The following is a 26,270-nucleotide window of genomic DNA, read 5'->3' on the forward strand; positions in this document are numbered from 1 at the left end:
TCGAGCGTGCTCCTGCCTGCGCGCGGAACGCCCGCGCACTGCACCTCCCAGTCTACCGCAGAGCCCCCTCTTTCGAGGGCTCATCTGCCCCGCAGACGGGCTTTTCTGGCACTCCAGGATGATTTCGTCGCCTCAACCGTAGGTGTCGCGAGGACCGCGCCCCTGGACCGTCCTGGGGCCGCGTTTCCACGTGGGGGCGTCCGGGCCGGAAACCCTGATCGACTCGACCCCTGCTTCTGGGTGCCGTTCCGCGATGGTCGTCGTGACCGTCGCACGCATCAATCGGAGCTGGGTCGCCCAGGCCGTCGAGTCGCACCGGATGACGAGTGCGCCGTCCTCGATGGTGACCGGTCGGGAGTGCTTCGCCAGCTCCTCGCCGACGACGCTCGGCCAGTCCACGAAGAGCTCGGAGCGGGCGAGGGGTTCGGTCCAGCCGAGTTCCTGAGCGAGCGAACCGACGATGTCCGCGAGGCCCTTCGGCTCGCGGCCGCGCCCGTACGGCACGGTGTCGGCGTCGAACTCGCGGGCACGGCGGCGGCGGGCATCGGTGCCGCGCTTGGACGGGTCGCCGAACACCGCGCGCAGGTGGCGGTACACCTGCGAGGGTTCGGTGGGCTTGCGGGGCTTCGGCATCAGACGTCGGCTTCGGTCGGGTCCGTCTTGCTGTCCGCGACGGTCGCGTCGGTCCCGTCCGGCGCGTCGATCGCGTCGGTCCCGTCCGTCGCGTCGATCGCGTCGGTCCCGTCCGTCGCCGGACTGGAGGCCCGGGTCGCGTCCGCCTCGTCGGTCACGATCGTGCCCGCCTCGATCCGCACGGTGTGCGCCGCCAGCTTCCCGGGCACGTCACCGAAGACCGCGGCCGTGATGAGCACCTGCTCGTAGTCCGCGACGGCGTTCGCCAGCCGTTCCCGCCGCGATTCGTCCAGTTCGGCGAAGACGTCGTCGAGGATGATGATCGGATCGCCCAGGTTCGACTCGGCGCGCAGGATCGAGGCGCTCGCGAGCTGGATGGCGAGCGCGAAGGACCAGGATTCGCCGTGACTCGCGTACCCGCGAGCTGGTAACCCGTTGAGCTGGAACAGAACGTCGTCCCGGTGCGGCCCCACGAGGGTGAGCCCGCGGTCGAGTTCGTCACGGCGACGACGCTCGAGGGCGGCCGCGAACGCTTCGGCAGCCGACGCCACCGTGACGGGCTCGTCGGGGGTCCCGAGCACGGGGTCGGTGGCTGCCGCGGACTCGGGGTCGCCCCCGCGGATCGACAGGACTCCGGTGATCGAGGCGTCGTGGTGTTCGCCGGCGACGGTCGCGTAGGCCTCGGCCACGAAGGGTGCGAGCCGCCGGGTCAGGTGGTCACGCGCCGCGACGATCTCGGCGCCGAGCCCGACGAGCCGGTCGTCCCAGACGTCGAGCGTCGACAGGGCGTTCGCCTTCGCGCCGGTGGCACGGGCCGACTTCAGCAGGGTGTTCCGCTGGCGGAGCGTGCGGTCGTAGTCGGCGAGCACGCCCTGCATCCGCGGTGCGATCTGGCCGAGCAGCTCGTCGAGCATCCGGCGTCGCCCGGCCGGCTCGCCCCGCACGAGCGCCAGGTCCTCCGGAGCGAAGAGCACACTCGTGCAGTAGCGCGGCAGCTCACGTGGCTTGATCGCCGACCGGTTCACCTGCGCACGGTTCGCACCGGTGCGGTTGATCTGCACCTCGGCGAGGATGCTGCGGTCCTCGTGCGCGAGACGAGCCCGGACGATCGCAGCGTCGCATCCTTGACGGACGAGCGCTGCGTCGGTGGGGACGCGGTGCGAGCCGAGGGTGGAGAGGTACCCGATCGCCTCGACCAGGTTGGTCTTGCCCTGTCCGTTGCGCCCGACGAACAGGTTCGGCCCGCGTGCGAGGTCGACGTCCGCCTCCCGGTAGTTCCGGAAGTCGGTCAGTTGGAGATGGTCGACGTGCACGCGGGCCGAGTCCGGGTTCCCCCGGGAAGTCCTAGGACTTCTTGACGGCGTGACCGCCGAACTGGTTGCGGAGCGCCGCGACGGCCTTCATCGTCGGCGAGGCGCTGCCCTGACGCGAGACGAAGCGCGCGAAGATCGACGCCGAGAGCGCCGGCATCGGCACGGCGAGCTCGATGCCCTCTTCGAGCGTCCAGCGGCCCTCGCCCGAGTCCTCGACGTAGCCCTCGAGCTCGTCGAGCTTCGGGTCCTCGTTCAGCGCGAGCACCATCAGGTCGAGCAGCCAGGAACGGACGACCGTTCCGCGCTGCCAGCCGGCGAACACGGCGGGGACGTCGGTGATCAGGTCCTTGGCCTCGAGGAGCTCGTAGCCCTCGCCGTACGCCTGCATGATCGCGTACTCGATGCCGTTGTGGACCATCTTCGTGTAGTGGCCGGCGCCGATCGGGCCGGCGTGCGAGAAGCCCTCTTCACGGGGACCCTCGGGGCGCAGTGCGTCGAACACGGGCATCGCGAACTCGACGTCCGCGGCGTCACCGCCGACCATGAGGCCGTAGCCGTTGTCCTTGCCCCAGACACCACCGGAGACGCCGGCGTCCATGTAGCGGATGCCGCGCGCAGCGAGCTGCTCGGCGTGCGTGGTGTCGTCCAGCCACTTCGAGTTGCCACCGTCGATGACCAGGTCGCCCTCGCCGAGGACACCGGCCAGGTCGGTGATCACGTCGTCGGTGATCTTGCCGTGCGGGACCATGACCCACACGAGACGCTTGCCCTCCGGGAGGGCAGCGGCGAGGGCGCCGAGGTCGGCGACGTCCGAGACGGCGGGGTTGGCGTCGTACCCGGTGACCTCGATCCCTGCGTTGCGGAGACGGGCACGCATGTTGTTGCCCATGCGACCAAGGCCGACAAGACCGATGTGCATGATTTCCTCTTCTGTTCGTCGTCGCGCTGATGCTGCCGGTGGTGTGCGCCAGCGCAGGTTGCCTGTTGCGCCTATCGCAGCAGCAGGTTCGGCTGCAGCAGGTACCGGTATCCATCGGTCGCTGCGGCCTCTTGCGAAGTCTGGCCGGTGATCAGCACCGGGCCCGGCTTGTTGGGGTTCTCCGTCTTGGTGAAGGAGATGCGGACGAACTCGGAGTGCACCGCGTTCAGCCCGTCCAGGAGGAAGGCGGGCTTCAACGAGACCACCGTTTCCTCGCCGGTCAACAACGCACTGATCGACTCTGACGCCTGCGCTTGTTCGGATCCGATCGCCTCGAGCGTGAGCCCGTCGACCGTGAAGGAGAACCGGAGCGCCGCTTCGCGCTCCAGGACGAGGGAGACCCGTCGGACCGCTTCGACGAGCTCCGCGGTGTTGATCACCGCGTGGTCGTTGACGGTCTCGGGGAAGAGGCGGCGGACCGGCGGGTAGTTGCCCTTGATGAGCAACGACGTCACGGTCTTGTCGTCGGCGTGGAACGCGATGAGCTCGCGGTCGGAGTTGCCGCTGATCGAGACCGACACCGTGGACGCCGAACCGAACGTGCGGCCGACCTCCTGCAGGGTGCGGGCCGGGACGAGTGCGTGCAGGGGGTCCGAGCCGACTCGGCCGGAGTCCCACGCGATGGTGCGGACGGCGACGCGGTAACGGTCCGTCGCGATGAGGGAGAGGTCATTGTCGCCGACCTCGAGCTGCACGCCCGTGATGACAGGGGTGACGTCGTCGCGGCTGGCGGCGACGGCGACCTGGGACACCGCTTCGGAGAACGCGTCGCCGGGGATCACACCGGTCTGCGGCCCGATCTCCGGCAGCGTCGGGTACTCCTCGACCGGCATGGACAGCAGCGTGAAGTGCGCGGACCCGCAGGAGACGGAGATCTTGGCGTCCTCGGTGGTGAACGACACGGGGGCGTTCGGCAGCCGGCTCGCGATGTCGTTCAGCAGTCGACCGGAGACCAGGACCGTGCCCGGCTCGTCGATCTGGGCCGAGATCGACGTCTGCGCCGACACCTCGTAGTCGAACGACGAGAGCGTCAGACGATCTCCGTCGGCGTGGATCAGGACGCCCGAGAGGATCGGGAGGGTCGTGCGCTGCGGGAGGAGCTTCACTGCGAAGGAGACGGCTTCGGAGAAGACGTCCCGGTTGACCTCGAACTTCACAGCTGGAACCCCTGTCGATCGGCTTGGACTGTCCGGCCGCCCCATTCTGGCACAGGCGGACGGGGGCCGGATTTCTTGTCATCCCGCCGTCCACAAGGTTGTCCCGCGGAGATTGATCGTTAACCAGGAGTAATGGTGTTAACGCCTGTGCACACTGTGGATAACCCTGTGCATCCCGCTCCGCAGTAGGGAACTACACGCTTGTGACTTGTGAGCGGTGTGTGAGCGTTAACGGGATGAATGAATCTCATCTATCCACTTCCATCCCCAGTCTCCACAGGTGACCCCCCACCTGTGTACAACCGGGCGGCGTGTCCTCCACAGTTATCCACAGGCTATCCACACTGTGAGAAGTCCGGCCCATGGAACCGTCTCAGATGGTGGATGGGGCCGGGAACGGGCCGATCTCAGCGGTAACGGCGGTCCTGCTTGATGCGGCTGGTGAGCTCGGTGACCTGGTTGTAGATCGACCGACGCTCCTTCATCAGCTCGGTGATCTTCTTGTTCGCGTACATCACCGTGGTGTGGTCGCGGTTGCCGAACAGCTGCCCGATCTTGGGCAGGGACAGGCTCGTCAGCTCACGGCACAGGTACATCGCGATCTGTCGTGCCGTGGCGATCGCCTGGGAGCGGGACGACCCGTAGAGGTCGTCGACGGAGAGCTTGAAGTACTCCGCGGTGTGGTTGATGATGTCCGTCGGCGCGACGACGTTGTCCTCGTCGAGGGTGATCAGGTCCTTGAGGACCGTCTGCACCAGGGCCATGTCCACGGCCGTCCGGTTCAGGCTCGCGAACGCGGTGACCCGGATCAGGGTGCCTTCGAGCTCGCGGATGTTGCTCGACACCTTCGACGCCATGAACTCGAGGATGTCGTCGGGCACCTGCAGGTGGTCGGACTGTGCTTTCTTGCGGAGGATCGCGATGCGGGTCTCGAGCTCGGGCGCCTGCACGTCGGTGATCAGGCCCCACTCGAAGCGCGATCGCATCCGGTCCTCGAACCCGGTCAGGTGCTTCGGCGCGACGTCGGACGTGATGACGACCTGCTTGTTGTGGTCGTGCAGGGTGTTGAACGTGTGGAAGAAGGCCTCCTGCGTGGAGTCCTTGCCCTGCAGGAACTGGATGTCGTCGATCAGCAGGATGTCGATGTCGCGGTACCGCTGCTGGAACTGGTTCGAGCGGTTGTTCGCGATCGAGTTGATGAAGTCGTTGGTGAACTCCTCGCTCGACACGTACCGGACGCGGATCCCCGGGTAGAGGCTCTCGGCGTAATGCCCGATGGCGTGGAGCAGGTGGGTCTTGCCCAGCCCGGAGTCCCCGTAGATGAAGAGCGGGTTGTAGGCCTTGGCCGGTGCCTCGGCCACGGCGACCGCTGCCGCGTGTGCGAACCGGTTCGACGAGCCGATGACGAAGTTGTCGAAGTTGTACTTCGGGTTGAGTCGCGACTCGGGCCGACCGCTGGTGCCGGGAGAGTCGATCTGGCTCGGGACGAACGGCGCCTCGATGTACTGGCGCGGAGCGGCACTCTGCTCGACGGCTTCCTGCACGGGCTCGGCGTACTCGGGGACGTTCGGGTCCACCCGCGGTTCCGACGCCATGTCGGGGTTGACCGTGATCGCGAAGTTCGCGACCGAGTCGTCACCGATGCGCGCGACCGCCTCGGTGATCGGGATCCTGATGCGCTGTTCGAGCATGCCCCGGGTCAGGTCGTTCGGGACCTCGAGGTACAGGGTGCCGGCGAGCACGCCCTTCGGCTCGACCAGGTTCAGGAACCCGTGGAGCTGCGGCGTGATGCGGGGGTCCTCGGCGAGGAGTCCGAGTACGGATGACCAGAGGTCCTCGACGGGGTCGGCCGGCATCGTCATGTCGCGCTCGTCTCCAGGGGTCGTGTCGTGCGTTCACTGCCGGACGAGGGTGCGTCCTGCGGGGTCGGACATGCCGTGGCATCCTCGGCGACCGCACTCGGGACCAGGTCGTCGCCGGCGGATCGTCGGTGGCTCCGGGGGCTTCGTCGACGCCTCGTTGCCGCGGAGGTTCCCACAGGGTTGTCCACAGTGTTGTCCACGACCACCTCGAGCCGTCCGACAGGAGTACTTCCCTGTCGTACCGGCCATCGGGGCGATCGATCACACCACTGTAAAGGACCGGACCGAGTCCCACCGAACGGAAGTTGTCCCCAATGTGGAGAATGGGCTCGAGCGACGGCAGACCCGACGGCGCCGACGCAACCGGTCCGGGCGGGGTTTGACCTGCTCGCCGCTGTCACGTACCGTTAACCAGTTGACTGCGGCCCTTTGGTCGCGCCCATCTGCGTCGTTCGACACCCGGACGGCTACACATACGTGACGGCTCGCCGCGAGCAGCCGTGTGGAGAACATCATGAGCAAGCGCACCTTCCAGCCGAACAACCGCCGCCGCGCCAAGAAGCACGGCTTCCGCCTCCGCATGCGGACGCGTGCCGGCCGCGCCATCCTGTCGGCGCGCCGCGCCAAGGGCCGTACCGAGCTCTCGGCCTGATCAGGCTCATCGCCTGATCCGGTCCTCGGTCTGACCCCGGCGTCGCAGTGTTGGCCAGCGCCAACCGCATCGTGCGCGGGGATGACTACCGGAACGTCGTGCGTCGTGGTCGCAAGAGCGCCACGGCGCACGTCGTCGTGTCCGTGGTCCGTCAGCCGGCAGACCGCAACGGACCGACGCGGTTCGGCTTCATCGTCGCGAAGACGGTGGGGAACGCCGTGACCCGGAACCTGATCAGGCGGCGGCTGAAGGCGATCGCGCACGACCTGCTCGCCGAGACCCCCCAGGGCTTCGACGTGGTGGTCCGTGTACTGCCAGCCGCATCGCAGGCCGGATGGCCTACCCTGCTCGAAGACGTCACGCGCTCCTTCGCGCGCGGGGTGGAGAAGGCAGCATGAACCGCACTCTGTGGACCCGGCTTGCCTGGGTCATCGCGTTGCTCCCACGCAACGCGTGCGTCGTCGTGCTCCGGGCCTACCGTGCGGTGATCTCCCCGCTGTACGGCAACGTCTGCCGCTACCACCCGTCGTGCTCCCGGTACGCCCTCGACGCGATCCAGCAGTACGGCGTCGTCCGCGGATCCGCCATGGGCGCCTGGCGCATCGCCCGTTGCAACCCCTGGGCTGCTGGTGGCATCGACGACGTCAAGGAACGTCGTCACCCGTTCGTCGTCAACCGGTTCGGGTTCGTCCTCGCGCCGATCCCGCAGCAGCCGCACCCCGCGGTCGGAACGGCCCGGCCGGTCCTGCTCCCCCAGCGCACTCGAAAGGCGTAGCCGTCCCCATGGACATCATCGGATTCGTCCTCTGGCCGCTCAAATGGGTGGTCTCCGCCATCCTCGTCGGCTTCCACTGGATCTTCGAGAGCATCGGCATGGACCCGAACGAGGGCATCACGTGGGTGCTCTCGATCATCTTCCTGACGTTCGTGGTGCGCGCAGCGCTGATCCCGATCTTCGTCCGGCAGATCAAGTCGCAGCGCCGCATGCTCGAGGTCGCGCCGCAGCTGAAGAAGATCCAGGACAAGTACAAGGGCAAGAAGGACCAGTTCTCGCGTGAGGCCATGAGCCGCGAGACGATGGCGCTCTACAAGGAGACCGGGACCAACCCGCTCAGCTCCTGCCTGCCGCTGCTGCTGCAGATGCCGATCTTCTTCTCGCTGTACTCGGTGCTGCACGAGGCCCAGATCAACAAGACGGGCATCGGCCTGCTGACGAACGACCTCGCGGGGTCGTTCGGCAACGCGGCCCTGTTCGGCGCTCCGCTGCACGAGACCTTCACGAACGCCTCCGGCTGGGAGGTCCGTGCGATCGCGGGCTTCATGATCGTCGTGATGACGGCGTCGCAGTTCATCACGCAGCTGCAGCTCGTCGCCAAGAACATGTCGCCGGAGACCAAGGAGTCTCCGATGTACCGCCAGCAGAAGATGATGCTGTACATCCTCCCGCTGGTCTTCGTGATCTCGGGCCTGAGCTTCCCCCTCGGCGTCATGTTCTACTGGCTGGCCTCGAACCTCTGGACGATGGCGCAGCAGTACTTCGTCATCCGCAGCATGCCGACCCCCGGCTCCGAAGCCGCTCTGGCTCGTGAAGCCCGCCTGGCCAAGAAGGCACAGCGTCGCGGAACGGCCACCCCGGTGCTCGCCGAGGCCGGTGCCGGCGCCGGTGCGACGGAGATCGAGCCCGTGCGCGTCACCACCCAGCGTCAGCAGCCGGTCGGCAAGCAGCGCCAGAAGAAGAACGGGAAGAAGTAAGTGACCGAGCAGGACACCGCAGGCGCCGTCGAGACGACGGACACCGAGACCGAGGATGCCCGCGACGAAGCGGACATCGCAGCGGACTACATCGAGGAACTCCTCGACATCTGCGACCTCGACGGCGACATCGAGATCGAGGAACGCGCCGGTCGCGTGTACCTGTCGGTCACCGACGACGGCGAGGCGCTCCGCGTGCTGTCGAAGCCCGACACCGTGACGGCGCTGCAGGAGCTCACCCGGATCGCCGTGCAGGCGGAGACCGGCGAGTTCAGCCGGCTCATCCTCGACGTCGGTGGCTCGCGGGATGCCCGTGCTGACGAGCTCCAGCGGCTCGTGGACACCGCTGTCGAGCGCATCGAAGCCGGTTCGTCGTCGGCTGCGCTCCCCCCGATGTCGTCCTACGAGCGCAAGCTCGTCCACGACCTGGTCGCTGAGAAGGGCTTCCACTCGGAGTCCGAGGGTGAGGGTCGGGACCGCCACACGGTCGTCACCCGATGACGGACGCACCCGTCCCGACCGACGCAGCACCGGTGCTCGAGGCTGAGCCCACGGCGGCTGCAGCACTCTTCGGTGACCAGATCGAGGTTGCGCGCTCGTTCACCAACGAACTCGCGCGGCGGGGTGAGGAGCTGGGCCTGATCGGCCCGCTTGAGCTGCCCCGCCTGTGGACGCGACACATCCTCAATTCTGCGTTGCTCGCACCCCTCCTGGAGGCTCGGGGGCGCGTTGCCGACGTCGGTTCGGGAGCAGGGTTGCCGGGTCTCGTGCTCGCGATCGCCCGTCCGGACGTCGAGTTCGTCCTCATCGAGCCAATGGAGCGCCGGACGGATTGGCTTCGCGCTGAGTCTGACCGGCTTGGCTTGCAGAACGTCACGGTGCTCCGTGGCCGTGCTGAGGACGTAGCGGACGACGTCGTGGTCGACCAGGTCACCGCGCGCGCCGTCAGCGCCCTGTCGAAGCTCATCCCCCTCACCGTGCCGCTGGTCCGTTCCGGCGGCCAGCTCATCCTGATGAAGGGTGCGCGGGTCGACGAAGAGATCGAGAAGGCCCGCAAGGTCATCCTTCGGAAGCGCCTCTCTGATGTCGAGGTGCTCGAGCTCGGAGAAGGTGTGGTCGACGAGACCACCCGCGTCTTCCGGGCTACAGTTGACTGACGCTGCGGCTCGGGCCGGGTCCTCCGGCCGCCAGTGGCTCCGCGTTCCACGTGAAACATCGAACCGGGGAAGAGGCACTCGTTGAGTTCATCGACCGACTACGACGCGTCGACACCGCTCGCTCGCGAGATCGCCGACCTGAACCGTCGCCGGCGCGCGATCGCCACGCAGCAGTTTCCACTCCCTTCTGAGACACGGATCATCACCGTCTCGAACCAGAAGGGTGGCGTCGGCAAGACGACCACGACCGTCAACCTGGCCGCGGGTCTCGCCCATGGGGGCGCTCGTGTGCTCGTCATCGACCTGGACCCGCAGGGCAATGCCTCGACCGCGCTGGGCGTCGATCACCAGGCCGAGGTCGCGAGCATCTACGACGTGATCGTCGATGAGGCACCGATGGCCGACACCGTGCAGGCCTCCCCCGAGTCGGACACCCTCTGGTGTGTGCCGGCCACCATTCACCTCGCCGGCGCCGAGATCGAGCTCGTGTCACTGGTGGCACGTGAACAGCGTCTCCGGACCGCGCTCGACATGTACCTGCAGTCGCTGGACGAGCCGTACCACTACGTCTTCATCGACTGCCCGCCGTCTCTGGGCCTGTTGACGATCAACGCCTTCGTTGCGGCACAAGAGGTACTCATCCCGATCCAGTGCGAGTACTACGCGCTCGAGGGCCTGAGCCAGCTGCTGCGGAACATCGAGTTGATCGAGCGACACCTCAACCCGAACCTCCGGGTCTCCACGATCCTGCTGACGATGTACGACGGCCGTACGAACCTGGCGAACCAGGTGGCGAACGACGTCCGGGAGCACTTCGGGGACCAGGTACTCAAGGCCATGATCCCCCGCTCCGTCCGCGTGAGCGAAGCACCGAGCTACGGCCAGAGCGTCGTCGCCTACGACGTGAACTCCACCGGGTCGCTGTCCTACCTGGAAGCGGCCGCCGAGATCGCAGCACGAGGAGCGAAGCACTGATGGCACCGAAGCGAACCGGACTCGGCCGAGGCATCGGCGCCCTGATCCCGACGGCGACCGATCAGCAGGACCGTCCCGTCGACGTGTTCTTCCCGACCGGTGGCTCGCCGGCATCCGCTCCGACGGTAGACGAGTTGGTGGCCGTACCGGGAGCCCGTCTCGCCAACCTCAATCCGCTCGACGTGATCCCGAACGCGCAGCAGCCGCGGAAGGAGTTCCGCGAGGAGGAGCTCCAAGAGCTCGTGCACTCGATCCGTGAGATCGGCGTGCTGCAGCCCATCGTCGTCCGGCCCATCCCCGGCGCGACGGGTACCGAGCCCCAATACGAGCTCATCATGGGTGAGCGCCGTCTGCGGGCCACGAAGGAACTCGGCCTGAGCACGATCCCCGCGATCGTGAAGGACACCCCCGATGACGCAATGCTGCGGGACGCGCTGCTGGAGAACCTCCACCGGGCGCAGCTCAACCCCTTGGAAGAGGCATCGGCGTACCAGCAGCTCCTCGCAGACTTCGGGATCACCCAGGAGCAGCTCGGGCAGCGCATCGGTCGATCGCGCCCGCAGATCACGAACACGATCCGACTCCTGCGGCTCCCCTCCCCCGTGCAGCGGCGAGTGGCCGCAGGCGTGCTCTCTGCCGGACATGCTCGTGCCATCCTCGCCGCTCCGGACGCCGAGGCGATGGAGTACCTGGCCGAGAAGATCGTCAACGAGGACCTGTCCGTGCGCGCGGCTGAGGCGATCGCGCAGCAGCTGTCAGCCAAGACGCCGGCCACGAAGCCGAAGCCCGAACCGTCGAAGCGCCAGGCACACTTCAACGATCTCGCTGAACGGCTCGGTGATCGCCTCAACACGCGGGTGAAGATCGCGGTCGGTGCTCGCAAGAGTTCCGTCACGATCGACTTCGCGAACGGCGACGACCTCAACCGTATCCTCGGTGAGCTCGGGGTAGAGGACCTCGAGGGCTGAACCAGGCCGTATGCGGCGCTGCGCGGCGCTGTGAGCCCCTGCGACGGTCGGGCCGGGGTCGATGGACCAGCGACTCCTGCCGAGCGGTCTTGCGGCAATGCAGCGCTCGGGACGACGCCTTCGTCGGACGCGATCGGACTCAGCTGAGTTGGTCGTGTCGTGACCACCATCGGCTCGCCCTTCATGCCGGCGATCCGAGGGACGTTCTTCCGAGCGGTCGACCCGAGGTCCCGTGAGTTCACTCTCGAGGGATCGTGTTCAGCCAGCCGCTACTGCAGAGCGTACGATCCGACGCGCTACCTCGGATTGCCAGTTGAGGGGGTCGACGCTTCGATGCTTGCGCACAAGGGCGTGCGCCCGCGCACCGTGGAGATTGAGGTCAAGGCCTCTCGGATCGTCTGTTCACCCGGTTCGGGCGCCTCGGGGCCCGCCGAGCGCGCTGGGGGCCAACACGGGCGCCGAGTGACGATCCTCGCGGCGAGATGTTCCACGTGGAACATCTCGCCTCGCGAAGGACGAAAGTCGTCCCGAGGCCGACGTTTCACGTGGAACATCGAACCTCGCCCGCCGGGTCGGCCAAAAAACGGGGCCGGTGTTCCACGTGGAACATGGGTCAGCACCAATCAGGCGCGGTGATCCCGGATGGCCTGCTCGGCGAGCTCGGCGTAGGTCCAGCCGAGGTCGAAACCGGACGCGGACAACGCCTGCGGCAGCAAAGACGTCTCGGTGAGCCCGGGGAGCACGTTCGCCTCGAGGAACCAGGGCGTCCCGGCCCCGTCGATGATGAGGTCGACACGGGACAGATGCCGGAGGCCCAGTGCCGAGTGCGCTGCGACCGCTGCCTCCGCGGCTGCTGCGGCGAACTCGTTGGACAGACGCGCGGGGGTGTAGAAGGTCGTCTCCCCCGCGTTGTAGCGCGCCTCGAAGCCGTAGATACCGTTGCGCGGCACGATCTCCACGGCGGAGAGCGCCACGGGGCCATCGCCGGTGTCGATGATCCCCACGGCGACCTCGGTCCCCCGGATGAGCTGCTCGACCACGACGTCGTCGCAGTACGTGTACGCCGTCACCATGGCCCGGGGCAGGTCCTTGACGTCGTCGACCAGGGTCACGCCCTGCGCACTCCCGCCGCGCGCCGGCTTCACCGCGAGCGGCACCGGGTGCTCGGTTGCGATGGCCTCGAGGACACCGACGGCACCGAGCTCACGGAAGACGTCGTGGGACAGCGTCACCGAACGAGGGGTACGGACGCCGGCGCGGGCGACCAGTGCTGACGCCGTGGGCTTGTCCCATGCCAACCGAGCCGACGTCGAACGTGAGCCGACGAACGGGATGTCCACAGCCTCCAGGATGCCCCGCAGGGCCCCGTCCTCTCCGGAGGCGCCGTGCAGCGCCGGCCACACGACGTCCGGGCGTGATTCGGTGAGAGCCGGCAGGAGCATCGCGTCGGCGTCGCGCAAGTCCACCTGCCAGCCGTAGCCGGTCAGTGAGTCGGCGACCCGACGACCGGAGCGGAGGGAGACATCGCGCTCGTGCGAGATGCCTCCGGCGACGACGACGACGTGACGACGGGTGAGCTCGGCCATGCGGGGTCCTCCGGTGTGGAACTGCGGTGCTGTGCGATCAGTACCGAGGAAAAGCGCTGATCAGGAGATGTTCGGGGGCGGTGCACTGACGGACGAGGTCTCGCGGACCACGGTGTTCGGGCGGGTGGTCGGGCCGAACGTCTCGATGAGTTCGAGTTCGTCGTTGACGACGTTGGCCAGACGCTTGACGCCCACCCGGATCTGCTCCGGGGTCGGGTAGCAGAACGACAGACGGATGTGTCCGCCTCCGCGCCCGTCGGCGTAGAAGGCCGTGCCGGGCGTGTAGGCCACGAGCTCCTTGACCGCGCGCGGCAACATCCCCTTGGAGTCGAGCGACTCGGGCAGGGTCAGCCACACGAAGAAGCCACCGTTCGGCTTCGTCCAGGACAGGTCGGGCAGGAACTCCCCCAGTGCGGACAGCATGGCGTCACGGCGATCGGCGTAGATGCCCCGGAAGGTGTCGACCTGACCCTTCCAGTCCGCGGCGTCGAGGTACGCGTTCACGACGTACTGGCCGAAGGAGTTCGGCGCGAGCACGGCCGATTCGTTGGCGAGCACGAGCTTCTCGCGGATGGCGTGCGGCGCGAGGGCCCAGCCGACGCGGAAGCCCGGTGCGAGGGTCTTCGAGAAGGAGCCGAGGTACACCACGCCCTCTTCGTCGATCGATCGGATCGCCTGCGGCGCAGGCTCGTCGAACCAGAGGAGCCCGTACGGGTTGTCCTCGAGCACGAGGATGTTGTTCGACCGGCAGATGTCGAGCACCTCGATGCGGCGCTCGCGGCTCATGGTGACGCCGGCCGGGTTGTGGAAGTTCGGGATCGTGTAGAGGAACTTGATCCGCTTGCCCTGGGTGCGGAGGTTCGCGATTGCTTCACGCAGCGCCTCGGGGACGAGACCGAGATCGTCCGTCGTGACGTGCACCGTCTCGGCCTGGTACGACCGGAAGACCCCGATCGCACCGACGTAGGACGGCGACTCGGCGAGCACGACGTCACCCGGGTCGATGAACAGCCGTGTGACGAGGTCGAGGGCGTGCTGCGAGCCCGTGGTGACCACGACGTCCTCGGCGCTGGCACGGATGCCCTCGAGGCTCATGACGTCCACGATGTGCTCGCGGAGGGACCGCAGGCCCTGTCCGCCGCCGTACTGGAGCGCCATGGCGGAGTGCTCGTTCATGACACGGTCCAGGGAGCCCGTGACGAGCTCTCTGGGGAGCGCGGAGACGAACGGCATGCCGCCGGCCAGCGAGACCACTTCGGGGCGCGAGGCGACGGCGAACAGGGCTCGGACCTCGGAGGCGCTCAGCCCGGCGGTGCGCTGGGCGTAGGAGTCGTACCAGGGGTCGAGGCTGTTGCCGTTCGTCATCGAGTGCTCCGTTCAGTGGGACATTCCCGCCACACTACGACATCGGCCCGGGGAACCAGGGTTCCGCGACGGGGCCGATCGTCATCCGGTGGCTCCGGACGAGAACGGCCCCGCTCTCCGGGGAGAGCGGGGCCGTTCGGGTGGGGCGACCTACGCGAGGAACTCGGCGAGGTCGGCCTCGAGCGCGGGCTTCGGCTTGGCGCCGATGACGGTCTTGACGACCTCGCCGCCCTTGAACACCTTCATCGCCGGGATCGAGGTGATCTGGTAGTTCATGGCCGACTGGGGGTTGTCGTCCACGTTGAGCTTCACGATCTCGATCTTGCCGGCGTGCTCTTCGGCGATCTGGTCGAGGATCGGCGAGACCGCGCGACACGGGCCACACCACTCGGCCCAGAAGTCGACGAGGATCGTCTTGTCGGACTTGAGGACCTCGTCCGAGAAGGTGGCGTCGGTGACAGCCTTGGCGTTGGACATGTGTGCTCCTTCGAGAAGTCGTTCAGGGGGTACAACGGCGATGCCGTCGTGGTATTCCGAGGCGGGTCAGGCGCGGGCGGCGATGACGTCGACCATGGCGGGCTCGGTCGGGGCGACGCCCTCGGCCTCGTCCGTCAGTGTGTCGTCGAGCTCGGCGAGGTACTTCTCGGCGTCGAGCGCGGCGACCGTGCCCGAACCGGCAGCCGTGATGGCCTGGCGGTAGGAGGGGTCGATGACGTCACCGGCTGCGAAGACACCCGGCAGGTTCGTCTTCGACGAGCGGCCCTGGACGGCGATCGTGCCCTCGGGCGCGATGTCGATCTGCCCGTGGATCAGGTGCGTGCGCGGGTCGTTGCCGATCGCGATGAACAGGCCGTCCAGCGCGAGCTCAGACTCCTCGCCCGTCACGGTGTCCTTGAGCGTGACGCCCTCGACCGCGGAGTCACCCGTGATGCCGGTGACCTCCTTGTTCCACGCAAACTCGATCTTCGGGTCGTTCATCGCGCGGTCCTGCATGATCTTCGACGCACGCAGGGAGTCCTTGCGGTGGATGACCGTCACCTTGTCGGCGAAGCGGGTGAGGAACGTCGCCTCTTCCATCGCGGAGTCGCCACCACCGACGACGGCGATGTTCTTCTGACGGAAGAAGAAGCCGTCGCAGGTCGCGCACCACGAGACACCGTGGCCGGACAGGCGCTCTTCGTCGGGGAGGCCGAGGTGACGGTAGGCCGAGCCGGTGGCGTAGATGACCGCGAGGGCCTCGTACGTCTCGCCGGAGCCGACGGTGACCTTCTTGACCTTGCCGGTGAGGTCGACGGAGACGGCGTCGTCGTACAGGACCTCGGCACCGAACTTCTCGGCCTGTTCCTGCATCTTGATCATGAGGTCGGGGCCTTGGATCCCCTCGGGGAAGCCCGGGAAGTTCTCGACCTCGGTCGTCTTGGTGAGTTCACCGCCCGTCTCGACACTGGAGGCGACGATGAGCGGCTTGAGCTCTGCGCGCGCTGCGTAGATGCCGGCGGTGAACCCGGCCGGGCCGGAACCGATGATGATGAGCTGGCGCATGCCTGATTGCCCTTCCGTTGCGTCTGACCGGGTCAACCCATCGTACCGGCGAGGCATTCCACACGCCCCGTGAGCGTGCGGTGCGCGGCTGGGATCAGCGGCCGAGCTTGCTGCGGAGCATCCGGACGGCGTTGCCGATCTCACCGTTCTTCGCGACGACGAGGGCTCCGAAGTACACGGCTGCCATCACCGCGCCGGCGAGGACGAGGGTGATGGCCGCTCCGGTGAAGTCGGCCATCGCGAAGCCGCTCGCCGAGAACGACCCGAAGAAGTTCACGACGAGGAGTCCCACGACGCCCGCGATGAGCGCGGCGATGACGAACTGCACGTGCGAACGGGTGACCACGGGTCCTTCGATGCCACCGAGCCGCTTGCGGACGAGCACCAGGGCGACGATCGTCTGCGCGGTGCCCGCGAGGGTGGTGCACGCTGCGATCGCGACACCGATCGCCTCGTTCGGGAGCGTGCTGACCGCGAGGGCACCGATCACGAACAGCACCGACTGGACGCACTGCATGAGGAACGGCGTCCGGTGGTCGTGCATCGCCCAGAAGACGCGCTGGATGATGAACAGCATGCTGAAGAGCACGAGCCCCGGCATGTAGGCCAGCAGCACCGCCCCGATCGACAGCGCCCCGTCGAAGGTGTTGGAGAACATGCGTCCGAACGGCACGGCGACGACCATCAGCGCGATCGAGGCGAAGACGGTGAACAGTCCGACGATCCGCAGCGAGAGCGACAGGTTCTTCCGGACGGCGTCGAGGTCGCCGCGTTCCGCGTCGTGGCTCATCCGTGTGAAGTACGCCGTGGCGATGGAGACCGTGATGATCGAGTGCGGCAGCATGAAGAGCAGCCAGGCGTTCTGCAGTACCGCGTTGCCCGCGGCACCGGAACCCAGCGATGCGACGCGCGACTGCACGATGCCGGCCAGCTGGGTGACGAGGATCATCGCGAACAGCCACCCGGCCGCCGTGCCCGTCGACTTCAGGCCGACGCCACGCCAGCGGAAGTCAGGTCGGAAGCTCAGGCCAGCCCGGCGCCAGAAGAACGGCAGGAAGGCGGCCTGAGCGAGGACGCCCAGGGTCGCACTGCCGGCGAGGACGGCGATCTTGAGCGGAGTCCAGTCGTCGACGCCGGAGTTCGCGGCCCTGCCGCCGAACATGGCGATGAAGACGACGAGCCCGGCGATCGAGATGACGTTGTTGATGAGCGGCGCCCACGTGAACGGCCCGAAGACCTGCTTCGCGTTGAGGACCTCGCCGAGCAGCGAGTACATCGCGTAGAAGAGGATCTGCGGAAGGCACCAGAACGCGAACGCCACTGCGAGGTCGATCTGACCGGGCGTGAACCCCTTGCCCTCGCCTGAGGCGGTCTGCGCGTACACCTGCACGAGCAGTGGAGCGATCAGGGTCGCGACGACGGCGATGACGACGAACAGGGATCCGCCGAGCGTCACGATCTTGTTGACGTAGGCCGTGCCACCGTCGGTGTGCTGCTTCATCGCACGCACGATCTGCGGGATGAGCACGGCGGACAACAGGCCACCCGCGATCAGCGCGTAGATGTTGTTCGGGAGCTGGTTGGACACCGCGAACGCATCCGCCGCCGGTGACTGCGTCTGCCCGATCGCGTACGCCAGCACGAAGGTCTTCGCGAAGCCGAGGATGCGCGACAGCATCGTGCCGGCGGCCAGCATCGCGCTCGCCCGGCCGAGGCTGCGCTCGGCGACCGGCTCGGCGTCGACGTCGGGCTGGGGCTGGCTGGCGCTGATGGTCGGCTCCTCGGGGTCGCGGTCGTCCGCGACGGTGTTGCGTACGGCGTCGGACGGGAGGCGCGGCTCGGCCCCGGCGCGCACGATGGCGTCCCGCAGGGGGCCCTGGTCCACCGCCGTGGTTGTCTCTGCAGCGGTCGCTGCAGCCGGGGCCGCGGCCGCCGCTCCGGTGGCCGTGCCGGCCGTGGACGCGGCCACGCTGGGTGTGGAAGCTGCTCCGGAGCGGTGATCCGTGCCTCCAGGCCGGGTGGTGGACGCCTGCGCGCCCCCGACCGTCGGCTGGACCGCAAGGGGGCGGTTCGGGTCGTCGTCGTCCTCGTCGTCGAGTTCGCCGTTGCGGCGGCGGATGCGCTTGCGGATGCTGCGGAAGATGCCGAAGCCGAAGATGCCGATCAGGGCGATCGCGGCGGCCGCGGTGATGACCGTCTCCCACTGCGCCTGCACGTTCAGCTCGACGGTCGCGGGCTGGGCCACGCCGACGCCCGTCGGGCTCGAGAGCGACATCGTCAACTCGACCTTGCCGTTCGCGACCGACTGCACGGGGACGGTCGCGCGGGTGGATGAGTCGGGCTGGATCTCGACGACGATGTCGTTGCGGACCACACGCAGCGCCGAGTTGGACGGCTGCACGGACAGGTGCACCGTGACCGGGTAGTCGGAGCTGTTGCGGATCGACACCGGCAGGGACGACCGGTCGCCGAGCAGGGTGAGGCTGCTCGAGTCGACGATCCCGACCTCGGTCGTGCTCTTCGCCCAGGCGGCCGTGCGGGCCTCCACCGCGGCGGCGAGGCCCTGGTCGTCGTCGCGCCATGCGTTCGAGGCGAGCGCGAGCAGACGGAGCCGGGCGGGCGCGGTGAGCTGGTTCGGGTCGCCGAGGATCGTCGCGAACGCGGAGAGCCCCTGTTCCCCCCGCACGAGTCGCTGCAGCTGGTCGATGCGGGCCTCGCCGGTGGACGCGCTGGCGAGCGTGAGCGACCCGGCGACGGCCTTCGAGGCGGTGGAGAGGTCGGCCGGGGCGACCCAGGCGGTGCTCTCGAGGGCGTCCAGCGCCTGGCTGAGCCGGGTGGAGTCGGACGGCCACTCGCGCCCGAGGGTCAGCAGGATCGGCCCCGTGGCGGTGGCGGCACGGGCCGAGGTGGCCAGCGTCGCGGTGAGCTCGGACATCGTCGACGACCAGGTCTGCCGGTCGGTGGCGGCGGCGGCTCGGCGGAGCATCGACGACATCGACTGGTCGGAGACGAGCACGTGGTCGTCGCCGATCTTCTCGGACGCGGTGATGGTGGTGTCCGCGCCGGCCGAGGTGTTGCCGCTCGAGACGATGGTGGTCTTCGTGCCGGCACGCTCGAGGGCGGGCAGGTCGGCGGAGGACACCGTTCCCTCGGTCGGCCAGGCGATCGAGTCCATCGAGTACGGGAAGTCGAGCAGGGACTCCGTGGTCGGCAGCGTCTCCTGCGCCTGGTCGGCACCGTCGTCGGTGGTGGTGCCGTCACTCGAGGCCTCGGTGGGGGCCGGCGACGAGGTCTGCCCCGGTGTTGCCGCCGGAGTCGGTGCCGGGGTCTCGGCGCCGGGGAAGTTCTCGGACTTGACGGACTGGTCGAGGGAGATCGGCGACAGGATGCCGTCGGACCCGGCCTGGCGCAGGCCGGTGACGTCGGCGTCGGCGTAGGGCAGCGCGAAGGTCTCGTTGCGCAGTGCTTCGAGACGCTGCAGCCAGGTGATCGCACTCGACGGGGCGTTGTCGCCGAGGATCCGGATCGAGGCGATGATCCGCGGGTCCACCGCCACGGCAACGTTGTGATCCTCGGCGGCGTCGAGCTGCTGCGTGAGCGTGCCGTCGACCGAGGTCGCGGCAGCGAGCACGGGGGCGGTGAGGATGCCGTCGGTCGACTTCGGCACGGTGATCGGCATCGCGACGGAGACGCTGACCGGGGCCTGTTCGAAGTCCGGGTACCAGGTGATCGCAGAGCGGTCGACGGCGAAGGCGTCGCCCGCCGTGTACTCGGCCGCGATGCGCCGGGCGCCGAACGAGGAGTACCCGCCGAGTGCCACGTTGCCGGAGACGATCTCGACCGAGTCGATGGTGATCGAACGGTGCGCCGGGATCGCCGGGATGTCGACGGAGTCCATCGGGGCGCCGAGGTAACCGGTCGTGGTGGTGTCGTTGAGCCAGCTCGCCAGGACGTCACGCGTGCTCACCGAGCGGAAGATGTCGAACTCCGCGGTGCCGGCCGGCAGTGCCGCGTCGGTGTCGTTCGTGACGGTGACCGACAGGGTGAGGTCCTGGTCGCGCTGGACGACGCCGCGGTTCGCCGGGGCGATCGAGATGGTCGCCTTGCCCGCGTCTGCGGCGGCCGGATCGGCGATGTGGCTCTTGGCGGCGGACACCGTGGCGGCCGAGGCGTGATCGGTGGCGACGGGCGCGACGACCAGGCCGAGCGCGACGAGGGTCGACGCGGCTGCGGCGAGCGTGGTGCGGAGCATCTGCATACGGGGAGCGGGCCACGGGGTCGGTTCGGGCCGAGCACGAGTGTATGAGGCGCGACCATGAACAGGTCCCGTGCGCGCGCGGCTTGTGGAGAACTCGGGGCCTCGATCTGGGAGGATGAGCACCGTCATGCAGTCCGTTGCCCAGGCCGTCGAACGACTCGACGCACTCGCCACCACCGAGCCCGTCGACCTCCTCGCTCGGGCCTTCGCCGACGCCGGACACGAACTCGCCCTCGTCGGCGGCCCCGTCCGTGACGCGTTCCTCGGCCGTCCGGTGACCGATCTGGACTTCACCACCGACGCCCGGCCGGACGACATCCTGCGGATCGTCGAGCCCATCGCGAGTGCCACCTGGGACGTCGGTCGCCAGTTCGGCACCATCGCCGCACGGGTCGCCGGCGAGCAGGTCGAGATCACCACGTACCGCAGCGACGTCTACGACGGCGAGACCCGCAAGCCCGAGGTCGCGTTCGGCGACACCATCGAGGACGACCTGCTCCGTCGCGACTTCACCGTCAACGCGATGGCCCTGCGGCTGCCGGACCGCGAACTCGTCGACGTGCACGGCGGCGTCGAGGACCTGCTCGCCGCACGGCTCCGGACGCCCCAGACCGCAGTCGTCTCGTTCCGCGACGACCCCCTGCGGATGATGCGCGCGGCACGGTTCACGTCCCAGCTCGGCTTCACCGTCGACGACGACGTGCGGGCCGCGATGGAGGAACTCGTCGCGTCGATCGACATCGTGTCCGCCGAACGGGTCCGCGACGAACTCGTCAAACTGCTCAACACGGACGACCCGGTCCCCGGCCTCCGGCTGCTCGTCGACACCGGCCTCGCCGAGCGGTTCCTGCCCGAGCTGCCCGAGATGCGGCTCGAGGTCGATGAGCACCACCATCACAAGGACGTCTACGAGCACTCCCTCACCGTGCTCGAGCAGGCGATCGGGTACGAGGCCGAGCGGCACGCCGGCGATCCCCCGGACACCGTGCTCCGGCTCGCGGCGCTGCTGCACGACATCGGCAAGCCCGCGACGCGCAAGCTCGAGCCCGGCGGCGCCGTGAGCTTCCACCACCACGACCTGGTCGGTTCCAAGATGGCGAAGAAGCGACTCCGTGCGCTCCGCTTCGACAACGACACCATCGCCGCGGTGTCCCGCCTGATCGAGCTGCACCTGCGCTTCTTCGGGTACACCGAGGGCGCCTGGACGGACTCCGCCGTCCGCCGCTACGTCCGCGACGCCGGACCGCAGCTCGAACGGCTGCACGAGCTCACTCGATCGGACGTCACCACCCGCAACCGCCGCAAGGCCGACCGGCTGGCGTTCGCATACGACGACCTCGAGGACCGCATCGAGGTGCTGTCCAAGCAGGAGGAGCTCGAGTCGATCCGTCCGGACCTGACCGGCGACGACATCATGCGGATCCTCGACATCCCGCCGGGGCGTGCCGTGGGCGATGCCTACCGGTTCCTGCTCGAGGCCCGGATGGACGAAGGGCCCCTCGGACCGGAGACGGCCGAGGAGCGCCTGCGCGAGTGGTGGAGCACCCGAGGCGACGCCGACGCCTGAGACGCGACCGCCTGCCGGGCGGAACCGCTCTCCACAGGCCGGTGGCGCGCCTCCAGGCAGTCCGGTAGGCTACCCAGGTTGCCCCTCGCGCACCTGCGTGGTCTGGGGCACATGCATCAACCCTCCTGCCCCGGGAACCGCCCGGGGCCGCTGAGACCAGAGGAGGTGGGTTCCGCATGCACCAGTACGAACTGATGGCGATCCTCGACCCCGAGATCGATGAGCGCACCGTCGCTCCCAGCCTGGACAAGTTCCTGGCCGTGATCCGCAACGCGGGTGGCACCGTCGACAACGTGGACGTCTGGGGCCGTCGCCGGCTCGCTTACGAGATCGCGAAGAAGTCCGAGGGCATCTACGCCGTCGTCGACTTCACGTCGTCGCCCGAGGCCGCCAAGGAGCTCGACCGTCAGCTCGGTCTCTCCGAGGCCGTGCTCCGCACGAAGGTCCTCCGCGCTGAAGAGGGCATCGCGCAGGTCGCCGCCCAGAAGCAGCGTGACGAGGCTCGCGCGGCCCGCAAGGCCGCCAACGCCTCCGCAACCGCGACCGCGAGCGCCGAGTAACCCGTGGCCGGCGAAACCGTCATCACGGTGGTGGGCAACCTCACCGCGGACCCCGAGCTGCGCTACACGCAGAACGGGCTCGCCGTGGCGAACTTCACCATCGCGTCGACTCCTCGCACGTTCGACCGTCAGGCGAACGAGTGGAAGGACGGCGACGCGCTGTTCCTCCGTGCGAGTGTGTGGCGCGAGTTCGCCGAGCACGTGGCGGGGTCGCTGACGAAGGGCTCGCGCGTCATCGCGCAGGGTCGTCTGCGTCAGCGTTCCTACCAGGACCGTGAGGGCCAGCAGCGCACGAGCATCGAGCTCGAGGTCGACGAGATCGGCCCGTCGCTCCGCTACGCGACCGCACAGATCACCCGCGCTGCGGGTGGCAGTGGCGGCGGTCGTGGCCAGGTCGGCGGCGGCGCCAGCGCCCCCGCGGGCAACGGCGGTGGCAACTGGAACAACAACGGTGGCGGTCAGTCGGACGCGCCCTGGTCTCCCCAGGGCGGCCAGCAGGGTGGCGGCAACGCACAGTCGAACGACGTGTGGAGCACCCCCGGCGGCAACTTCGACGACGAGACCCCGTTCTGATTCTCCCGGTTCCGACGGACACACAACTTTTCTTCTAAGGACAAATCACTATGGCTGGAAAGAGCACCGGCGACCGCCGGAAGCCTCGCGGCAAGGGCGGCAAGAACGCTGCTCCCGCGAAGTCGATCAAGGTCGGCGTCATCGACTACAAGGACGTTGCGACCCTTCGCAAGTTCATCTCGGAGCGTGGAAAGATCCGCGCCCGTCGCATCACCGGCGTCTCCGTCCAGGAGCAGCGCCTCATCGCCCGTGCCGTGAAGAACGCCCGTGAGATGGCGCTCCTCCCCTACGCCGGCTCCGGCCGCTGATCGGAGGTCGACACATGTCGAAGCTCATCCTCACCCACGAGGTCTCCGGCCTCGGTTCCGCTGGTGACGTCGTCGACGTCAAGAACGGCTACGCCCGCAACTACCTCATCCCCCAGGGCTTCGCTGTCGCGTGGTCCAAGGGCGGCGAGAAGCAGGTCGAGTCGATCCGTGCCGCGCGTACCGCGCGCGAGCTCGCCACCATCGAAGAGGCACAGGACCTCAAGATGAAGCTCGAGAACGCGACCATCACCCTGTCGGTCAAGGCCGGCAAGGACGGTCGTCTGTTCGGCTCCGTCCGTCCGGGCGACGTCGCTGACGCCGTCCAGGCGCAGGGCGTCGGCTCGCTCGACAAGCGCAAGGTCGAGGTCCCCGCGACCATCAAGACCGTCGGTGACCACGAGGCCACCGTGCGCCTGCGCGAGGACATCACTGCCGTGATCTCGCTCAAGGTCGTCGCTGCCAAGTAGCACTGACGTTCCGCTCCACGACGGGCGGGTCTCCTCCGGGAGGCCCGCCCGTCGTTGCGTTCCGGGGGCGGTCGCGCGGCTTGTCCCACGGCTGTCGCCGACATGGTCACGGGCCTGGAGGCGCGGCTCGACTCGGGCTGGCTGGTTACGCTTCAGACGGGGTCGCGCTGGCTGGGAACAGGCCGAGAACTCTTCCCACAGGAGGGGTCCTTGTCAAGTCGTTTTACACAGTGGAAACGTGTCAAATCGGAACCTTCAAGGGGTACTTGAACCCCACTTTTCCACACATGGTGTGAAACAGGAAAGCCCAGGTCAAGTGGTCGAAAGTGTGTTCGTATGGGTCTTTTTCCACAGGCCCGTCCACAGTTCTCCACACAGCGCTCCGGCGTGTTCCGCAGGCTCTCCACAGAGTTATCCACAGGGCCGTTTGTTGGGGATAACTCTGGGGCCGTACGTTGGCCCAGCGACTCGGGGATGTCGGTTGCCGGGGGTAGAAACAGGGGTGCGGGTTCCGGCCGGTGGGTGCTGTCCCGCCGGTCCAGGTCCGTGTCGTCAACAGAGGAGAGCGTGTGTCGATCGCACATCTTGAGCCCGCACCGCAGGACTACGCGGAGCGCGGCATGGAACGCACCCCGCCGCACGACATGCTCGCGGAGCAGTCGACCATCGGTGGCATGCTCCTGTCGAAGGACGCCGTCGCCGACGTCATCGAGACCGCCCGAGGCGTGGACTTCTACGTCCCCAAGCACGAGGTCATCTTCGACGCCATCCTGTCGCTCTACTCGCACGGTGAGCCCACCGACGTCATCGCCGTCACCGACGAGTTGACCAAGACCGGACTGCTGTCCCGCGCCGGCGGCGCCGAGTACCTGCACAGCGTCACGAGCATGGTGCCGACCGCCGCGAACGCCGGCTACTACGCCGGCATCGTCGCCGAGAAGGCGGTGCTCCGCCGCCTGGTGGACGCTGGCACCCGCATCGTCCAGATGGGCTACGCGTCCGAGGGTGAGGTCACCGACCTCGTCAACAGTGCGCAGGCCGAGGTCTACAACGTCGCCGGTGGTGTGCAGACCGAGGACTACGTCCCGCTGACCGACGCCATCTCGGCCGCGCTCGACGAGATCGAGGCCGCCAAGGGCCGCGACGGCCAGATGACCGGCGTGCCGACCGGGTTCGCGCAGCTCGACGGCCTGACGAACGGCTTCCACCCCGGACAGCTCATCATCGTCGCTGCCCGACCGGCCCTCGGTAAGTCGACGCTGGCGCTCGACCTGTGCCGCGCCGCCGCGATCAAGCACGACCAGACCGCCGCGTTCTTCTCGCTCGAGATGGGTCGTGCCGAGATCGCGATGCGTCTGCTCTCCGCCGAGACCAGCGTGCCGCTGCAGAACATGCGCAAGGGCACCGTGGACTCCCGCGACTGGACCACCATCGCGCAGACCCGCGGTCGCATCAACGACGCCCCGTTCTTCATCGACGACTCCCCCAACATGACGCTCGTCGAGATCCGCGCCAAGTGCCGTCGACTCAAGCAGCAGCACAACCTGAAGCTCGTGGTCATCGACTACCTGCAGCTGATGACCTCGGGCAAGAAGGTCGAGAGCCGCCAGCAAGAGGTCTCCGAGTTCTCGCGTGCCCTGAAGCTGATGGCCAAGGAGCTCCAGGTCCCGGTCATCGCCCTGTCGCAGCTGAACCGTGGTCCGGAGCAGCGTGCCGACAAGAAGCCGGCGATCTCCGACCTCCGTGAGTCCGGCTCCATCGAGCAGGACGCTGACATGGTCATCCTGCTGCACCGCGAGTCGGCGTACGAGAAGGACAACCCGCGTCAGGGTGAGGCGGACCTGATCGTGGCGAAGCACCGTAACGGACCGACGGACACCATCACCGTGGCGTTCCACGGCATGTTCTCGCGGTTCGTCGACATGCCGCAGTAGGCGCTGTCGCCGCGCATACAACGTGTCTCCTTCGCGTTCAACTTGTCGCCTCCCCGAGCAGCCGCCCCGCCCCCTCGTCTTCAGCGTCGTTGGAGGCCGTCGAGTATGACCCCGAGCATGTGGGGAGCCCGATCCGATGGCCCAGGGGCGGCACGCCAAAGCGCACCGGTAAGTTGCAGGAAGTCGCCCGGGTCCGCGTCGTCGCGGAAAGTACCGTCGCGTCTGCCAGCATCGAGCATGGTTTGGATTGCCGCGACGACGGGGCCGTAGGTCTGTTCGTTGATGGCTTGATGAGCGCTGGGGCTGAGCGCGTCGCCTAGCCCGTGCTTTCGCCGCATGGCCTCAACCAGCCCGATCGTCCACTGCCGGAGCGCCTCGCGCGGCGGCAGCTCGGACAGCAAGGTCGGGGCGGTGTCGATGATCCGAGCGACTTCGTCTTGGTAGACGGCGAGCACCAGGGCTTCGCGGGTCGGGTAGTTGCGGTACAGGGTGCCTGCACCGACGCCGGCGCGCTGCGCGACCTGGTTCATCGACGTCGTGCCGTCCTCAGCAAACGCCTCGCGTGCCGCGGCGAGGATGCGCGCTCGATTCTCTCGGGCGTCGGAACGGACCACAGGAAACCCCTCTTGCTAACTGGAGAACTCTCCGTTACCTTAACGGAG

25 protein-coding genes are annotated in these 26,270 nt (G+C 68.0%); 14 read left to right on the forward strand and 11 right to left on the reverse strand.

Annotation, left to right across the window (positions count from 1 at the left end; genetic code table 11):
* Positions 1-132: 132 nt before the first annotated feature.
* The 5 genes from HP445_RS13200 to dnaA form a co-directional block, all read right to left on the reverse strand.
* Positions 133-633 (reverse strand): DciA family protein, encoded by a 501-nt coding sequence (locus HP445_RS13200; RefSeq protein ID WP_027466919.1) that lies wholly within the window; start codon positions 631-633, stop codon positions 133-135.
* A complete protein-coding gene (gene recF / locus HP445_RS13205; RefSeq protein ID WP_128780338.1) occupies positions 633-1,946 on the reverse strand; it encodes a DNA replication/repair protein RecF in 1,314 nt (437 codons plus the stop codon). The genes HP445_RS13200 and recF overlap by 1 nt, the downstream gene beginning before the upstream one ends.
* A gap of 31 nt (positions 1,947-1,977) precedes the next feature.
* Positions 1,978-2,865 carry a phosphogluconate dehydrogenase (NAD(+)-dependent, decarboxylating) gene (gene gnd / locus HP445_RS13210; protein WP_128780339.1) on the reverse strand — a complete coding sequence of 296 codons (888 nt, stop codon included), beginning with the start codon at positions 2,863-2,865 and terminating at the stop codon, positions 1,978-1,980.
* A gap of 71 nt (positions 2,866-2,936) precedes the next feature.
* Entirely contained in the window at positions 2,937-4,082 is a 1,146-nt protein-coding gene (gene dnaN, locus HP445_RS13215) for a DNA polymerase III subunit beta (RefSeq protein ID WP_027466916.1), read from the reverse strand.
* A 407-nt stretch (positions 4,083-4,489) separates the two neighbouring features.
* Positions 4,490-5,944 (reverse strand): chromosomal replication initiator protein DnaA, encoded by a 1,455-nt coding sequence (gene dnaA / locus HP445_RS13220; RefSeq protein ID WP_027466915.1) that lies wholly within the window; start codon positions 5,942-5,944, stop codon positions 4,490-4,492.
* 514 nt (positions 5,945-6,458) lie between these two features.
* Here dnaA and rpmH point away from each other — a divergent pair.
* The 8 genes from rpmH to HP445_RS13260 all read left to right on the forward strand — a co-directional run bounded on the left by rpmH (position 6,459) and on the right by HP445_RS13260 (position 11,448).
* The gene (rpmH, locus tag HP445_RS13225; RefSeq protein WP_022889115.1) at positions 6,459-6,596 is read left to right on the forward strand and encodes a 50S ribosomal protein L34; all 138 of its coding nucleotides are present in this window, start codon (positions 6,459-6,461) and stop codon (positions 6,594-6,596) included.
* Between the two features lie 47 nt (positions 6,597-6,643).
* Positions 6,644-6,994, forward strand: a complete 351-nt coding sequence (gene rnpA, locus HP445_RS13230) for a ribonuclease P protein component (protein WP_111028837.1) — start codon at positions 6,644-6,646, stop codon at positions 6,992-6,994.
* Positions 6,991-7,371, forward strand: coding sequence for a membrane protein insertion efficiency factor YidD (gene yidD / locus HP445_RS13235; protein WP_017887819.1), 381 nt, complete (start codon positions 6,991-6,993; stop codon positions 7,369-7,371). The genes rnpA and yidD overlap by 4 nt, the downstream gene beginning before the upstream one ends.
* 8 nt (positions 7,372-7,379) lie before the next feature.
* A complete protein-coding gene (gene yidC, locus HP445_RS13240; RefSeq protein WP_111045691.1) occupies positions 7,380-8,348 on the forward strand; it encodes a membrane protein insertase YidC in 969 nt (322 codons plus the stop codon).
* Positions 8,349-8,849 (forward strand): Jag family protein, encoded by a 501-nt coding sequence (locus HP445_RS13245; protein WP_071248630.1) that lies wholly within the window; start codon positions 8,349-8,351, stop codon positions 8,847-8,849.
* Positions 8,846-9,505: a 16S rRNA (guanine(527)-N(7))-methyltransferase RsmG gene (gene rsmG / locus HP445_RS13250; protein WP_128780340.1), complete on the forward strand. Its 660-nt coding sequence runs from the start codon at positions 8,846-8,848 to the stop codon at positions 9,503-9,505. The genes HP445_RS13245 and rsmG overlap by 4 nt, the downstream gene beginning before the upstream one ends.
* Before the next feature lie 81 nt (positions 9,506-9,586).
* Positions 9,587-10,480, forward strand: a complete 894-nt coding sequence (locus HP445_RS13255) for a ParA family protein (RefSeq protein ID WP_269149421.1) — start codon at positions 9,587-9,589, stop codon at positions 10,478-10,480.
* A complete protein-coding gene (locus tag HP445_RS13260; protein WP_128780341.1) occupies positions 10,480-11,448 on the forward strand; it encodes a ParB/RepB/Spo0J family partition protein in 969 nt (322 codons plus the stop codon). The genes HP445_RS13255 and HP445_RS13260 overlap by 1 nt, the downstream gene beginning before the upstream one ends.
* A gap of 623 nt (positions 11,449-12,071) precedes the next feature.
* Here HP445_RS13260 and HP445_RS13265 read toward each other — a convergent pair.
* The 5 genes from HP445_RS13265 to HP445_RS18690 form a co-directional block, all read right to left on the reverse strand.
* Positions 12,072-13,034, reverse strand: a complete 963-nt coding sequence (locus HP445_RS13265; RefSeq protein WP_128780342.1) for a D-alanine--D-alanine ligase family protein — start codon at positions 13,032-13,034, stop codon at positions 12,072-12,074.
* A gap of 60 nt (positions 13,035-13,094) precedes the next feature.
* A complete protein-coding gene (locus HP445_RS13270) occupies positions 13,095-14,399 on the reverse strand; it encodes an aminotransferase-like domain-containing protein (RefSeq protein ID WP_128780343.1) in 1,305 nt (434 codons plus the stop codon).
* Between the two features lie 150 nt (positions 14,400-14,549).
* On the reverse strand, positions 14,550-14,876 hold the full coding sequence (gene trxA, locus HP445_RS13275; RefSeq protein ID WP_017887828.1) for a thioredoxin: 327 nt from the start codon (positions 14,874-14,876) through the stop codon (positions 14,550-14,552).
* Between the two features lie 66 nt (positions 14,877-14,942).
* On the reverse strand, positions 14,943-15,941 hold the full coding sequence (gene trxB, locus HP445_RS13280; protein ID WP_128780344.1) for a thioredoxin-disulfide reductase: 999 nt from the start codon (positions 15,939-15,941) through the stop codon (positions 14,943-14,945).
* A 94-nt stretch (positions 15,942-16,035) separates the two neighbouring features.
* On the reverse strand, positions 16,036-20,199 hold the full coding sequence (locus HP445_RS18690; protein WP_241660390.1) for a DUF6049 family protein: 4,164 nt from the start codon (positions 20,197-20,199) through the stop codon (positions 16,036-16,038).
* Positions 20,200-20,326: 127 nt separating this feature from the next.
* Between HP445_RS18690 and HP445_RS13290 the strand changes: the two genes are divergently transcribed.
* From HP445_RS13290 to dnaB, 6 genes are all read left to right on the forward strand, one after another.
* On the forward strand, positions 20,327-21,766 hold the full coding sequence (locus HP445_RS13290) for a CCA tRNA nucleotidyltransferase (protein ID WP_128780345.1): 1,440 nt from the start codon (positions 20,327-20,329) through the stop codon (positions 21,764-21,766).
* Between the two features lie 176 nt (positions 21,767-21,942).
* Positions 21,943-22,326, forward strand: coding sequence for a 30S ribosomal protein S6 (gene rpsF, locus HP445_RS13295; protein WP_027466903.1), 384 nt, complete (start codon positions 21,943-21,945; stop codon positions 22,324-22,326).
* 3 nt (positions 22,327-22,329) lie between these two features.
* Positions 22,330-22,899 carry a single-stranded DNA-binding protein gene (locus tag HP445_RS13300; protein WP_027466902.1) on the forward strand — a complete coding sequence of 190 codons (570 nt, stop codon included), beginning with the start codon at positions 22,330-22,332 and terminating at the stop codon, positions 22,897-22,899.
* A 50-nt stretch (positions 22,900-22,949) separates the two neighbouring features.
* Positions 22,950-23,207, forward strand: a complete 258-nt coding sequence (gene rpsR / locus HP445_RS13305; protein WP_017887834.1) for a 30S ribosomal protein S18 — start codon at positions 22,950-22,952, stop codon at positions 23,205-23,207.
* Positions 23,208-23,221: 14 nt separating this feature from the next.
* Positions 23,222-23,674 (forward strand): 50S ribosomal protein L9, encoded by a 453-nt coding sequence (gene rplI / locus HP445_RS13310; protein ID WP_027466901.1) that lies wholly within the window; start codon positions 23,222-23,224, stop codon positions 23,672-23,674.
* Between the two features lie 569 nt (positions 23,675-24,243).
* Entirely contained in the window at positions 24,244-25,608 is a 1,365-nt protein-coding gene (gene dnaB, locus HP445_RS13315) for a replicative DNA helicase (RefSeq protein WP_031260130.1), read from the forward strand.
* Positions 25,609-25,688: 80 nt separating this feature from the next.
* Here dnaB and HP445_RS13320 read toward each other — a convergent pair whose 3' ends face one another.
* A complete protein-coding gene (locus HP445_RS13320) occupies positions 25,689-26,222 on the reverse strand; it encodes a TetR/AcrR family transcriptional regulator (protein WP_128780346.1) in 534 nt (177 codons plus the stop codon).
* Positions 26,223-26,270 lie beyond the last annotated feature (48 nt).

Origin of the sequence: Curtobacterium flaccumfaciens (genome assembly GCF_013359815.1) — a bacterium.
GTDB lineage: Bacteria > Actinomycetota > Actinomycetes > Actinomycetales > Microbacteriaceae > Curtobacterium > Curtobacterium flaccumfaciens.

Excerpts from the sequence above, each read along its gene's own strand:
- HP445_RS13200 (WP_027466919.1), bottom strand. The coding sequence starts at position 633 with ATGCCGAAGCCCCGCAAGCCCACCGAACCCTCGCAGGTGTACCGCCAC.
- gnd (WP_128780339.1), bottom strand. The coding sequence starts at position 2,865 with ATGCACATCGGTCTTGTCGGCCTTGGTCGCATGGGCAACAACATGCGT.
- dnaA (WP_027466915.1), bottom strand. The coding sequence starts at position 5,944 with ATGACGATGCCGGCCGACCCCGTCGAGGACCTCTGGTCATCCGTACTC.
- rpmH (WP_022889115.1), top strand. The coding sequence starts at position 6,459 with ATGAGCAAGCGCACCTTCCAGCCGAACAACCGCCGCCGCGCCAAGAAG.
- yidD (WP_017887819.1), top strand. The coding sequence starts at position 6,991 with ATGAACCGCACTCTGTGGACCCGGCTTGCCTGGGTCATCGCGTTGCTC.
- yidC (WP_111045691.1), top strand. The coding sequence starts at position 7,380 with ATGGACATCATCGGATTCGTCCTCTGGCCGCTCAAATGGGTGGTCTCC.
- rsmG (WP_128780340.1), top strand. The coding sequence starts at position 8,846 with ATGACGGACGCACCCGTCCCGACCGACGCAGCACCGGTGCTCGAGGCT.
- HP445_RS13260 (WP_128780341.1), top strand. The coding sequence starts at position 10,480 with ATGGCACCGAAGCGAACCGGACTCGGCCGAGGCATCGGCGCCCTGATC.
- HP445_RS13265 (WP_128780342.1), bottom strand. The coding sequence starts at position 13,034 with ATGGCCGAGCTCACCCGTCGTCACGTCGTCGTCGTCGCCGGAGGCATC.
- HP445_RS13270 (WP_128780343.1), bottom strand. The coding sequence starts at position 14,399 with ATGACGAACGGCAACAGCCTCGACCCCTGGTACGACTCCTACGCCCAG.
- trxA (WP_017887828.1), bottom strand. The coding sequence starts at position 14,876 with ATGTCCAACGCCAAGGCTGTCACCGACGCCACCTTCTCGGACGAGGTC.
- trxB (WP_128780344.1), bottom strand. The coding sequence starts at position 15,941 with ATGCGCCAGCTCATCATCATCGGTTCCGGCCCGGCCGGGTTCACCGCC.
- HP445_RS18690 (WP_241660390.1), bottom strand. The coding sequence starts at position 20,199 with ATGCAGATGCTCCGCACCACGCTCGCCGCAGCCGCGTCGACCCTCGTC.
- HP445_RS13290 (WP_128780345.1), top strand. The coding sequence starts at position 20,327 with ATGCAGTCCGTTGCCCAGGCCGTCGAACGACTCGACGCACTCGCCACC.
- rpsF (WP_027466903.1), top strand. The coding sequence starts at position 21,943 with ATGCACCAGTACGAACTGATGGCGATCCTCGACCCCGAGATCGATGAG.
- rpsR (WP_017887834.1), top strand. The coding sequence starts at position 22,950 with ATGGCTGGAAAGAGCACCGGCGACCGCCGGAAGCCTCGCGGCAAGGGC.
- rplI (WP_027466901.1), top strand. The coding sequence starts at position 23,222 with ATGTCGAAGCTCATCCTCACCCACGAGGTCTCCGGCCTCGGTTCCGCT.